This window comes from Sphingomonas sp. PAMC 26617 (assembly GCF_000242835.1).
GTDB lineage: Bacteria > Pseudomonadota > Alphaproteobacteria > Sphingomonadales > Sphingomonadaceae > Sphingomonas.
Window position 1 is genome coordinate 751,621 of the sequence record NZ_JH594425.1, and the last position, 12,245, is coordinate 763,865.

The 12,245-nt window shown below is 64.5% G+C and carries 8 protein-coding genes; 3 read left to right on the plus strand and 5 right to left on the minus strand.

Annotated elements, in window-relative coordinates; genetic code table 11:
* Positions 1-138: 138 nt before the first annotated feature.
* On the minus strand, positions 139-3,345 hold the full coding sequence (locus RH91_RS03045) for a TonB-dependent receptor (RefSeq protein ID WP_010161054.1): 3,207 nt from the start codon (positions 3,343-3,345) through the stop codon (positions 139-141).
* 264 nt (positions 3,346-3,609) lie between these two features.
* Between RH91_RS03045 and RH91_RS03050 the strand changes: the two genes are divergently transcribed.
* The 3 genes from RH91_RS03050 to RH91_RS03060 all read left to right on the plus strand — a co-directional run bounded on the left by RH91_RS03050 (position 3,610) and on the right by RH91_RS03060 (position 9,106).
* On the plus strand, positions 3,610-4,647 hold the full coding sequence (locus RH91_RS03050; RefSeq protein ID WP_029623560.1) for a LacI family DNA-binding transcriptional regulator: 1,038 nt from the start codon (positions 3,610-3,612) through the stop codon (positions 4,645-4,647).
* Positions 4,644-5,969 carry an MFS transporter gene (locus RH91_RS03055; RefSeq protein WP_010161056.1) on the plus strand — a complete coding sequence of 442 codons (1,326 nt, stop codon included), beginning with the start codon at positions 4,644-4,646 and terminating at the stop codon, positions 5,967-5,969. The genes RH91_RS03050 and RH91_RS03055 overlap by 4 nt, the downstream gene beginning before the upstream one ends.
* Before the next feature lie 485 nt (positions 5,970-6,454).
* Positions 6,455-9,106, plus strand: coding sequence for a TonB-dependent receptor (locus RH91_RS03060; RefSeq protein WP_029623561.1), 2,652 nt, complete (start codon positions 6,455-6,457; stop codon positions 9,104-9,106).
* Between the two features lie 61 nt (positions 9,107-9,167).
* On the opposite strand, the gene RH91_RS03065 is transcribed toward RH91_RS03060, so the two are convergent.
* From RH91_RS03065 to RH91_RS03080, 4 genes are all read right to left on the minus strand, one after another.
* The gene (locus RH91_RS03065) at positions 9,168-10,514 is read right to left on the minus strand and encodes a sensor histidine kinase (RefSeq protein WP_010161058.1); all 1,347 of its coding nucleotides are present in this window, start codon (positions 10,512-10,514) and stop codon (positions 9,168-9,170) included.
* Positions 10,511-11,188: a response regulator transcription factor gene (locus RH91_RS03070; protein ID WP_010161059.1), complete on the minus strand. Its 678-nt coding sequence runs from the start codon at positions 11,186-11,188 to the stop codon at positions 10,511-10,513. Before RH91_RS03070 ends, RH91_RS03065 begins: the two co-directional genes overlap by 4 nt.
* An 87-nt stretch (positions 11,189-11,275) precedes the next feature.
* Positions 11,276-11,659 carry a hypothetical protein gene (locus RH91_RS03075; protein WP_010161060.1) on the minus strand — a complete coding sequence of 128 codons (384 nt, stop codon included), beginning with the start codon at positions 11,657-11,659 and terminating at the stop codon, positions 11,276-11,278.
* 95 nt (positions 11,660-11,754) lie between these two features.
* On the minus strand, positions 11,755-12,174 hold the full coding sequence (locus RH91_RS03080) for a hypothetical protein (RefSeq protein WP_010161061.1): 420 nt from the start codon (positions 12,172-12,174) through the stop codon (positions 11,755-11,757).
* Positions 12,175-12,245: the final 71 nt, after the last annotated feature.

The following is a 12,245-nucleotide window of genomic DNA, read 5'->3' on the forward strand; positions in this document are numbered from 1 at the left end:
ACCGCAGATGTGCCTGAACCACGCCTGGCGAACGGCTCGAAGGGCGGGCCGGCGGGTTCGCTTCGTAATGTACAGGACAGAAGAGGGAGGATGCCGCCAGGGCGACCATGCTCCCTCCCCTTTTTCGTCAGAACCGGTTCAGAACTTGAACCGAGCGCCCAACAGATAGCGCGCAGACCCCTCCTGTTCGAAGAAGACCTCGTTCGGCGAACGGCCATAGATCTTCAGGCCATCCTCGAAGATGTTGATCCCTTCCACCGACACCGCGATGTGCGGCGTAACGTCGTAGCTGACGTTGAAGTCGACCTGGCTGTGCGCCGCAGTGAAGCGCGGGCTGTGGTAGCTGTCGGCGTTGATCCCCGACAGGAACTTGTCGCGCCAATTGTACGACAGGCGAGCCGAGACGCCATATTTGTCATAGATCAGCGTGGCGTTGGCGGTGTCAGACAAACCGACGAGCGCAAACTGGTCCTCGTTGATCGACGCCGCGACGTTGATGCCGATATCGCTCTCGACGTGCGTATATTGCGCCGCGATACCGATCCCGGTCCGACCGAAGAAATACTGTCCGGCTAGTTCGAAGCCGTAGATCTCGGCATCCTTGTTGTTGATCGGCGTGCTGACGTTGAACTTGAACAACGGATCGTTCGCATCCGCGATGATGTCCACCGCGTTCAACGTCGAGTCGACGAACGATTGGGTCAGCGACCGGTTCACCGTGTTGTAGTTCGCCAGGAACGTGCTGGTCGCGGTGTTGGTATTGCCGCCGTTCTGAACCAGCAGCGCCGTATAGGTGAACAGATTGACGTCGGTGACGTCCGCCCCGATCGCCTGGAGCTGGGTCTTGGCGGTGCCCGACCGTCCCGACACCCCGGAGGACGGATCGCGCAGACCGTACAGCGACTGCGGAACGACCGACGTGCCGATGAAATTGTGGACGCGCTTGTCGAAGAACCCCGCCGAGAGATAGGCGCCGGGCTTGAAATACCACTCCAGCGCGACGTCGAAATTGTCGGAAATCAACGGCTTCAGATTGGGGTTGCCCGAACTGCCGCCGGTCTGGCCGCCAACTGCGGTGGCATCGTTGGGGTTTCCGACACTCGCCGAAGTGAACAGGTTGTTATACGTCGGGCGCGCGATCGTGCGGCTCGCCGAAAAACGACCGATCAGGTTCGACTTGATGTTGAACTGGAAATCCATCGACGGCAGCAGATTGTTGTACTTGCCGCGCCCCTGCGTCGTCTGCAGGTATTTGGCATCGAAGATCAGGTCCTGCGTGAAGTCGTTGTCGGACTGCCAGCGGATATCCGCCGGAGCATACAGCGTGCCGTTGGCATGCACGGTGGTCTGCTCGTAGCGAGCGCCTGCGACGAGACCCGCATCATGCCCGGCGAGCTGACCCTTCCATGTCACCTGACCGTAGGCCGCCCAGATTTCCTCCCGGACGCGGTCGTTGCCGTAGCCGTTCACACCATTGGCATGCCCCGGAACATTGGCATACGCGCTGCTGAGTGCGTTGTAGAGTGCCGTCGGATCTTCGGTACGGAACGCCACCAGACCGTCACCGCTCGCCTTCGGGTCGAAGTGCGTGAATTTGCAGACCAGGCAGAACTGGTTCACCTGACCGGGTGCGATCTTCTGGACGTCCCCGGGGAAGTTGTTCCCCCAGTCGCCCAGTGTCTGGTAATAGGTCGTCTGCGTCGATCGCGTGTCGGTCTTGCGATAATCGCCGCCGAAGTCGAAACGGCTGCCGCCGCCAAGATCCCAACCGGCGTCGACCCGGCCTTCCTTGATCGTCTGCCGCAAGCTGGTCGAGATCTGACGTCCGACCTGGCTGCCGAGATCGCCGACGTCCAGTTTGCCGTTGCCGTTGCCCTTGATGATCGCATTGCCCGGGGCCGGAGTCGCCGGATCGCTGAACTGCACGGTCTGCACCGGGAAGCCGTTGTTCGAATAATCCCACGAATGCTGCGCCAGCAGCGGGATCGACAACGAGATCAGCGTCGAGCTCATGCCATTGGGGTTGTCAGGCGTGCTGCGGGAGAGACCGACGTGGCCATCGGCGGTGACCGTGAAATTGTCGGTCAGGTCCCACTTGGCGTTGAGGCCGAAATCCTGCAGCTGGTTCTTCTGAGCGCGATACTGCTGCTCCGCACCGGAATCCTTTTGGGCCCCGCTGTTCGTCTCGTGCAGATACGTCGCGGTCGCGACGTCCTTGTTCTTGTCGAAGGTAATCTCGTCGAAGAGGCCGGCGAACCAGTTCGCCTCGTCCGAGCGCCGCTCCGAAGCGCGATTCTGCGCGTAGAGGCCATCGGCGGTGAGGGTCAGCCGATCGGTCGGCTTGAATTGCAGCGAACCCTGGAAATTCATCCGCTCGTTGGTATCTTCGGCGAAGTGATAGCGCGCATCGTCCGGTCGGGCGACCAGCGTGTTGGGGTCGCTCGGGGCGTTGTTGATCTTGGTCGCGGCGTTGACGTGGCTGCCGCTCGGGTCGAGCAAGGCCGCCAGCGTGCTGATGTTCCAGCCGTTGACCGATGCGCTCGCCGCCGAGAAGTTGCGCTTCTGATAGCTGCCGAACAAGGACGCACCGAAGGTGTGGCTGGGGTTCGACCAGCTCAGCAATCCGGAGCCCTGCGGGGTGACGTGACTGCCGCAGTCGATGCAGGCATCCGCGCTCGTGTCGTAATCCGCCTTTACCCCGAACGAGCCGTTCAACCCGCTTTCGCGCGCGTCGAGCGGGCGACGGGTAACGACGTTGATCGCGGCGCCGATCCCGCCCGACGGGATCGCGGCGCGACCGGTCTTGTAGACCTCCAGCGTCCTGACGCCTTCGGATGCGAGATTGGAGAAGTCGAACGAACGACCGGTGCTGCGCGTGAAATCGTTCTCGCCACCGACCGACGTCTGGTCGGACGCGGCAAGCTGACGCCCGTTGAGCGTCACCATATTGTAGTCCGGACCGAAGCCGCGGACCGTCACCTGCGCACCCTCACCGTTGCGCCGGTTGATCGACACGCCGGTGATGCGCTGCAGCGATTCCGCGAGATTGGTATCCGGGAACTTGCCGATATCCTGCGCCGAGATCGCGTCGACGATGCCGAACGAGTTGCGTTTGATGTCGATCGACCGTTCGAGCGAGGCGCGGATGCCGGTGACGACGATATCGTCCGAAACCGGCGGTGCCGTGGCGGCCGGATCCTGTGTGACCGGCTGCGCATTGGTTGCTTCCGCACCAGCGGCGGGCGCGGTCTGCGCGAACCCGTGCGCCGGAATGGCGAGCCCGATGGCAAGTGCGATGGTGGATGTCGTACGCGCGAGCATGCTCGCCGGGTAAAAACCCTTCATTGTAATCCCCTCCCTGGCCGCGATCCCTGTTTCGCGGACGGCTGCTGTCCGTTTTGAACCACTTACCGTGTTGGTAGCGGTAGCAAATTGTCTTACGTTGTCAATTCAAGATTTGACATGGCCGGGAACCAAACGGAAAAGCGCTTTGAATTCGTACGTTTGCTCGGCGCGCCTTGGAAACCGCACGCGAATCCGACACCGTTGTCTGTATCGTCCGTACCGTTTCGTCCGAACCCGTGAAGGACCGATTCCCTGCCCCGTGAGATCAAACGCACAACGATCGTCGATGTCGGACGCCACGCAGGCGTCTCGACCAAGACCGTATCGCGCGTCTTCAACGACGAGCCGCACGTCAGCGATGCGGTGAAACAACGCGTCCGCGCGGCGGCCAGCGCGCTCAATTATCACCCAAACGTGTTCGCTCAGTCACTGGTGCGGCGACGCTCGCACCTGATCGGGCTGGTCTATGAAAAGCCGAGCGCGAGCTATGTCGTCGAACTGCAGGAGGGGGTGCTCGAGCGGCTGGAGGGGGAAGGCTATCGGCTGATCGTGATCCCGGTGCAATCGGTCCAGCAGAACGCGGCGGATATCGTCGGGCTGTTGCGGGCGGCGGCGCTCGACGGGGTGGTGCTCGCGCCGCCCGCGTCCGACCATCTCATGATCCTCGCGCAACTCGACGCTGCGGGAATCCAATATGCGCGGATCGCACCGACGCGTCAGCTCGAGCTTGGCTCGTCGACCCTACTCGACGACGTCGCGGGCGCGCGCGCGGTCGCGGCACATCTGCTCGCGCTGGGGCATCGCGACATCGGGATCATCAAGGGCGACCCCGATCATGCCGCGACCGACGCGCGATTGATCGGCTATGGCGAGGCGTTCCGCGACGCGGGCTGCACCATGCGGCTCGACCGGATCGAGACCGGGCTGTTCACCTTCGATGGCGGACATGCGGCGGGGCGACGTCTGCTCGGCGGCACGGACCGACCGACCGCGATCCTGGTGCAAAATGATGAAATGGCGGTCGGTGTCATGCTCGCCGCGCGCGAGCTCGGACTTTCGCTGCCCGACGACCTGTCGATTGCCGGGTTCGATGATGCCGAAGTCTCCCGGATCGCCTGGCCGCGGCTGACCACGGTCCGTCAGCCGGTGTTCGAAATGGCGGTCGCCGCGACCGACATGCTGATCGCCGACCTTGAGGGCCGCGCCTCGCAGCGCCAGACACATCACACGAACATGCTGCAGGTTCGCGATTCGACGGCAGCGTTGCCGCGGCCGACCGCGCCCGGCGATCCATCGGCATGATTTCCCGCCGCGAGCGCTGGAGCTATGCCGCCGGGGATCTCGGCTTCAACTTCGTATGGCAATCGGTCGAGCTCTACCTGCTGTTCTATTACATCCGCACGCTCGGAATCGCGCCGGCGGTCGCCTCGGCGATCTTCCTGGTCGGCGCGGTGGTCGACTGGGGGATCGATCCGCTCGTCGGCGCGATCGCGGATCGTGCCGCACCGCGCATCCCGCTCCGGTTATGGGTTCTGGCGGGCGGGCCGCTGTCGGTGCTGCTGCTCGCCTTAGCATTCGCGCCCTTGCATGTTCCCCGGGCGTGGATCCCACCTGTCGCGCTCGCGGTCTATCTTGCGCTGCGGATCGCTTACGGCATCGGCAACATCCCTTATGGTGCACTGACCGCACGAATCTCGACCGACCCGGCCGACCATCTCGCGTTGAGCAGCGCGCGGATGCAGGGGGCCGCGATCGGTGGCCTGATTGCCGCGCTTGTCTTTGCGCTGCTGCCGACCGCGCAGGGGACGACCGATTTTCGCAGCGGCGCACTGCTCCTCGCGGTGCTTGCGCTTCCGGCGTTCCTCGCGACGTTCCTTGGCGTGCGCGAACGGGTTCCCGCGCCGACACGACCACGACCGATCGGCGAGACCGCGAGCCTGTGGCGCGGTGCCCGGGCGACCGTCGGGTTGCTGCGATACTCCCCCGCGCTGCGTCGATTGCTCGCAACCATCCTCGCGGCGGGGCTCGCGGTGACGGTAATCAACAAGTCGCTGCTGTTCCTGTTCGAGGAAATCGGCGCGCCCCGGCTCGGGCTGTTCGTGGCGCTCGCCCCGGCGACGGCGCTGCTCGTGACGACCCCGGGATGGGCGATGGTCGGCACCCGGATCGGGCGGCCGTCGACCCTCCTCGTCGGCGCCGCGCTGCAGGTGGCGGCGACCGTATTGACGTATCTGCTGCGGGAGAATGTCGCCGCGGTCATCGTGCTGACGTGCGTTGCGATCGTTGCCGGCTGCGGCATTTCGGTCATGTTCTGGTCGCTCGTCCCCGCTGCGGTCGCCGAATGCGAACGGGAGATGGAAGGCGGGGGCTATGCCGGGCGAGTCTATGCGCTCGCCAATATCGCGCGCAAGCTCGGGCAGGCGCTGGCCCCGACGGTGATCGCGCTGACGCTCGCCAGGTCTCCCGGGGCGACGCTCGCGGGGATGGTGGGCTGTTCGAGCGTCGCACTATTGGTGGTGCTGCTGTACCGGCCCAAATCTGCCGGCACCGCGCGTTGCCCGCTCGAATCGACGCGTTTACGCAACGCGAGACTGACGCGGAACGCGCGCGGCGATGCGAGCTGATCGAGAGGTCCCGGCCGCGATCCGGCTGGGAGGATCACGGGGGCATCCGCTGATCCATGCCCCTAGGCATTTCCCGAGGCGTTTCCCGAACGAGTGTGACGCTTGGGCAACGGGATCACCGGCCACGACAGTTTGTCACACCCAGATTAGATGGCAGCCGTTGATGCATCGCCGCCACCCACTTGAACTTTAACAATGAACATCGGGTCTGAACTCCGCAGCAGTATTTAGCTGAACTTCCTACAGAGAAGGGCGGTATCACCCTGTTTACTGTATCATGAGTATATTCTATTATGTACGTCATGGACCGCACCATGGTTTCTTAGGTTCTTTTCGTTCCGGAATTGGCGAAAGGAGAAACATGACGCGAACATGACAGAGGTGAAACCCGCATGTTACCGTGACTGTAACAATGATGACCTAATCGCTCTGTAGCGGGCGCTGGACCGGGATGAGACACGTCTCAGGGTTCAGGGGAATTCACAATGACTGTTCGATCGGGCCTGCGCCTGCAGTTGCTTCTGGGTGGCGCGATGCTGGCCCTCACCGCCGCGCCGGCCATGGCGCAGACCACGACCGCTGCCGATGCTGCGCAGACGCCCGCTGGCGATGTCGCGCCGACCGCAGCTGCCGCGACCGACCAGCAGGGGATCGGCGATATCGTCGTCACCGCGACTCGCCGCGAAACCAACCTGCAGAAGACGCCGATCTCGATCAGCGTGCTGAGCAGCCAGGGCATCGCCGATCGCCACGTCCAGAGCCTGTTCAACCTGGCGGATGGCTCGATCCCGTCGCTCCGCGTCGCGACTTTCGAAGCGCGCCAGTCGGCGCTGACGATCGGCATCCGCGGCATCGTTCCGTACGACCAGAACCAGACCGCCCGTGACGGCGGCGTCGGCGTCTACATTGACGGTATCGCGCTCGGAAAGACGCAGGGCCTCAACGCCGCGCTGTTCGACATCGAGCGGATCGAAGTCCTCAAGGGCCCGCAGGGCACGCTGTTCGGCCGCAACACCGAGGGCGGCGCGCTGTCGCTCGTCTCCAAGGCGCCGACCGGCATTCTCGGCGGTCGCGTCACCGCGGGCGTCGGCAATTATGGCAGCCACAACGCCGATCTTCACCTCGACCTGCCGAGCTTCTACAACATCTCGCTCAAGTTCGACGGCGTCTACCAGCACCAGGATCCGACCGTGAAGGATCCGCTCACGGGTTCGACCGGCTGGAACTATTATGACCGCAAGGGCGGCCGCGCCGCCGCGCGCTGGCAGCCGATCGACGGCTTCACCGCCGACTTCGCCTATGACTATGCGAAGGACGAGAACACCCCGCAGTACAGCCAGCTGCTCAACTACAACCCGAACAACTACGCCGTCGGCACGTACAATGCAGCGGGCGGACTCACGCTTAACGGCGCTGCTTGCGGCGGGACGATCACGCCGGCCCAGACCGCGGCCGGCCGCCAGATCTGTATCGCACCGAAGGGCCCGCTCGTCGGGGTGCACCCCGATCGCCAGACCGTTGCGGACGTCGGCGTACCGCAGCAGCCGAGCGTCGACATCACGCACGGCTTTTCGGCCAACCTGAAATACAAGCTCGCACCGTGGCTCGAGCTTCGCTCGATCACCGCATGGCGCGGCGTCAGCACCGACCAGTGGGACAACTCGGGCGGACCGGAGCGTAGCACCTTCGCACCGTTCGTACCCAACACCGCAAACCCGGCCGCGATCAACACCACCGGTACGTTCAGCCGCTACAGCCTGTCGTTCCTGCGCCAGCATCAGTTCAGCCAGGAAGTCCAGGCAGTCGGCAGCATCCCGCAGTTCGATTATGTCGTCGGTGGCTATTACTACACCGAGCAGGCGTCGGAATATGCCGCCACGCCGCTGAGCAACCAGTGGAACGGCGATGGCACCGCCTACACCGTCCGTTCGCCGATCCCGGGCAATTCGACGGCGATCAGCGCCGCGAACTCGGGCTATCAGCAGTATGATCCGTCGTGCAACAACGGCCTGGCAAACACCGCTCCGCAATTCCGCAACAGCTGCCAGTTCATCACCCGCGCCAGCGCGGCGACGGACCACAACTACTCGGTGTTCGGCAACCTGACCTTCACCCCGGAAGCGCTCGGCAACGTCGTGCACATCACGGCTGGCGGTCGCTGGACGAAGGACGATCGTCACGGTCTGCTCTACGTCGTCAACAACCGGACCGATCTGAACCCCGTCACCACGGTCGCCAACAGCACCGCGACTCCGTTCACGTTCAAGAGCAACATCAGCCGCTTCGACCCGATGATCAACATCGCGTTCGACGCAACGCCGGACGTTCACCTCTACGCAAAGTATGCAACGGGCTTCCGTGCCGGTGGTGCGAACGACCGTTCGCTCCAGTTCAACGCCTTCGGTCCTGAATCGGTCAAGTCGTATGAAGTCGGCGCGAAGATGGACTTCCTGCAGCATCGCGCGCGCTTGAACCTCGCCGGCTACATCATGGATCGCAAGAACACCCAGTTCGACTTCGATTATTTCGATACGAACGGTTCGAGCGTCACCAACGGCAGCCACATCGAGCAGACCGTCAATGCCGGCAACAGCAAGATCCGCGGCATCGAAGCCGATCTGACGGTGAAGCCGTTCCCGGAACTGACGCTGACCGGTTCCTATGCCTACACCTACTGGAAGGCGCCGTCGGCGATCAGCCCGCTGGGTGGTGGTCTGCAGCAGCTCTACATCGTCTACACGCCTAACAATGCGGCATCGGGCGCGATCGACTATGTCACGCCGATCCACATCGGCGATGCCAGCGTCCGCCTGCATCTCGACGGCAACTATGCGAGCAGCCAGTACAGCTTCCAGCTCGAGCCGACCAAGACCGATGCGAGCTTCGTGATGAACGGCCGCCTTGCGCTCGCCGACATCTCGGTGAACGATCATAACAAGGTCACCGTCGCGGTGTGGGCGCGCAACCTGCTCGACACGACGTACGTCTACCGTCGCTCGTCCGCGAACTCCGGGCCGGTCCAGAACATCGGTGCCAACGGTCAGTTGATCTCCACCAATTACGGCGGAATCCTCGGCGATTACGGCAACTTCAACCCGCCGCGGACCTGGGGCCTGGAGCTCTCGGCCAAGTTCTGATCGTTCCGATCACGACGGGCATCTGATGACCCGGCCCGAGCGCAGGCTCGGGCCGGGTTTTTCATGCCTGCGCGGGAAGCGTGACCACGGCGCGCAGCCCGGGTGCCGCATCTTCCAGCCGCAACGCCCCGCCATGAAGCCGCGCGATCGCGTCGACCAGCGTCAGCCCAAGGCCCTGCCCTGGGCGGTCCGCGGCGGTCTCCAGCCGGCCGAACCGCAGGATGACGGTTGCATGCGCTTCGGCCGGAATGCCGGTGCCGTCGTCCACGACGCTTATGGCGACCCACCCGGCGCCGGACCGCACGTCGATCGCGACCTGCGCCCCCTGCGGCGTGTGTCGGATCGCGTTTTCGACGAGGTTGACCACCAGCTGGCGCAGCAGCCGCATATCGCCGCGCACCAGCGCCGGCCCGGTCGCACTGACCGTCAGCCGGTCCCCGCGGTCCTCCGCCACCGGGCGCAGCGTGTCGCCGACCTCGTGCGCGAGCTGCGCCACGTCGACCGCGCCGAACCGCCCGCGGCGTTCCCCGCCCTCGATCTCCCACAGCCGCATCAGGCTGGCGAACAGCTCGAGCAGTTCGTCGGTCTCGGCGAGGATCGCGGCGCTATCCACCGCGAACGGTGAATCCCGCGCGCGTCGCTCAAGCCCCGCGACACGGTTGCGCAGCCGCGCGAGCGGGCTTTTCAATTCATGCGCGACGTCGCGCGCGGCGTGTTTGACGTTCGCCATCAGCGCGTCGATCCGGTCGAGCATCGCGTTGAAGGCGGCGGCCTGCCGGTCGAACTCGCTGCCCGAGCCGTCGACCGGGATGCGGCTGGCGAGGTTCCCCGCCATGACCGAATCGAACGTCCGCTGCATTGCGTGAAGACGGCGGCTGACTTCCCAGACGATCGCCGCCGCGCCCCCCGCAAATACCAGCAATCCGATCGCGAGGCTGGCAAGCTGGACCTGAAACAGCAGCGCGTCGAACCCGTCGACGACATCATTGTCGGAAACGATCGTCAGGCTCGCGCCCCCGGTCACGCGCGCAACCAGGACGCGACCGTGTGCGACGCCGTCGACGCCGGCGACATCGCCGAAGTCCGAAAAACCAACCGGTGGCGGAGCGGCGAGCCGGAGCTTCCCGGCGACGGCGCGGCCTGCCGGGTCACGCAGCAGGAAGATGAGATCGGCGCTTTCGTGCGTGGCTTGCTTCGCCGCGATCCGCTGCGCCATCGTTGCCATAGTGGCGTCGCGCGGAGGACCGGCGATCTCGTCCATCTCCTCTTCCAGCCGTCGATCGACCGCACGGTTGAGCGCGTCGTGCACGATCACTTGGTTGGTCGCGCGGACCGCGATCAGCGCGACGAAGATCACCCCCACATAGACCGCCACCGTCGCGCGGAACGAGCGTGGGCGGAACCTCATCCCTGGTCGACGAGCATGTAGCCGACCCCGCGGATCGTCACGATCGGGTCGGGCTCGTCGGCGGCGCACAATTGCGCGCGGACTCGCCGGATATAGGATTCGACGATGTTGGTGGCGGGCTCGAAATCATAGTCCCACACCGTCTTGTAGAACATCTGCCGCGTGACGACGCTGTTCTTGTTGCGGATCAGTTCGCATAACATGTCGAACTCGAGTTTCGGCAAGCTCAGCACGCGGCCGCCGCGGACCACGCGATGCTTGACCTCGTTGACCTCGATATCCCCCGCGCGCATCAGCCCGCTGTCGGTCGCGCGCGCGGTACGGCGCAGGATTGCGCGGATTCGCGCCTCGATCTCGGTCGGCGCGGCGGGCTTCACGAGATAATCGTCGGCACCGGCATCCAGCCCGGCAAGGCGCTGTTCGAGATCGCCGAGCGCAGTGAGCATCACGATCGGGACGCTCACCCCGCGTTCGCGCAACGCGGTCGCCACCCCGACCCCATCGACATGCGGGAGCATCACATCCAGCAGCACCGCGTCGAACGGATCTTCGGTCGCGCGCAGCAAGGCGATGCGCCCGTCCTCGGCCACCACGCTGTCATGCCCGAGCTCGGCCAGATCGCTGACCAGCATCCGTGCCGCGCGGGCATCATCCTCGACGACCAGAAGACGCATGATCGGTGGTTCCCTGACGCAAAATCGCGCCAGAGCATCGCCTGTTCGGGCGGAGGTTACAAATGCAATCGCGCGGACGACCGCAGCTCAGGAACCGCTGCCCGCGTGGGGCAGGGAAGCGCTGCGCGGGGTTCCGCGCGCGTCGTGCCCGGGCAGCCCCGGGATCGTGTCGATCCAGAAATCATCGGCATGGCAGCCCGGAACCGGCACCATGCGGAGGAAGGCCGCGGGGTCGCACAGAACGGCGAGACAGTCCTCGAGCGACGGAGCATCGGGGGGGCCGATCGTCTCGTGGACCATCTCGTCGGTCGTCAGGCCGTCCGCAAGCAGGCGCTGTCGCGCCGCCGACCATAAGGCGCTTTCATCGTCCAGCACGAAGGTAAGCGTGACCCGGAACTGCGGTTGCGGACCGATAGGAACGGCTTGACCGGCCGGCGTGCTGGCGAAGGCGTTATGATCGAATGCGTACATCGTACATCCTACAAAACAGGCCGTTCAACGACCCGATGGGTATAGGCCCCCACGCAGCGCCAAGATATACTGGACAACTACTGTTGTATGTACTCTTATTGTAGCGCATGCCGGGGAAATACTTTCGGATCGGCGCGGCCGTGTGCAAGGATCAGGCACAGTTCGGCGAAGAGACAGTCCCACAGCGTGCAGGGAATCCATAACGGCGGTCCGGTCCGGTCGGTCTCGAGCTCGATCCGGCTGACCGGCTCGCTCACCAGCCGCAACGTCGCGCTCCAGGTGCCGAAAATCCGTTCGTCGGGGAGCACGCCCGGGACCGCCAGCCGCGCGGACATCAGGAACCCCCACAGCACTTCTGCACCGTGCAGATCGAGCGTCGCCTGCGGTTGCCCCGCGACATCGGGCCGCTGGACCATTATCCGCGCGCCCGCCGGGTGCCGCTCGGCATACAGGCGCACCCTGAGGCCGAGCGCGTCGACGATCTCTCTGACCCGGGGAAAGCCATCTTGCTGCATAGGCTATAGTAAGACGCCGCCACCATTGCCGGACGCGCGCATGCGCTTAAATCCGCCCAAAACGGGTGACG

Excerpts from the sequence above, each read along its gene's own strand:
- RH91_RS03065 (WP_010161058.1), bottom strand. The coding sequence starts at position 10,514 with ATGAGGTTCCGCCCACGCTCGTTCCGCGCGACGGTGGCGGTCTATGTG.
- RH91_RS03075 (WP_010161060.1), bottom strand. The coding sequence starts at position 11,659 with ATGTACGCATTCGATCATAACGCCTTCGCCAGCACGCCGGCCGGTCAA.
- RH91_RS03080 (WP_010161061.1), bottom strand. The coding sequence starts at position 12,174 with ATGCAGCAAGATGGCTTTCCCCGGGTCAGAGAGATCGTCGACGCGCTC.
- RH91_RS03055 (WP_010161056.1), top strand. The coding sequence starts at position 4,644 with ATGATTTCCCGCCGCGAGCGCTGGAGCTATGCCGCCGGGGATCTCGGC.
- RH91_RS03060 (WP_029623561.1), top strand. The coding sequence starts at position 6,455 with ATGACTGTTCGATCGGGCCTGCGCCTGCAGTTGCTTCTGGGTGGCGCG.
- RH91_RS03070 (WP_010161059.1), bottom strand. The coding sequence starts at position 11,188 with ATGCGTCTTCTGGTCGTCGAGGATGATGCCCGCGCGGCACGGATGCTG.
- RH91_RS03045 (WP_010161054.1), bottom strand. The coding sequence starts at position 3,345 with ATGAAGGGTTTTTACCCGGCGAGCATGCTCGCGCGTACGACATCCACC.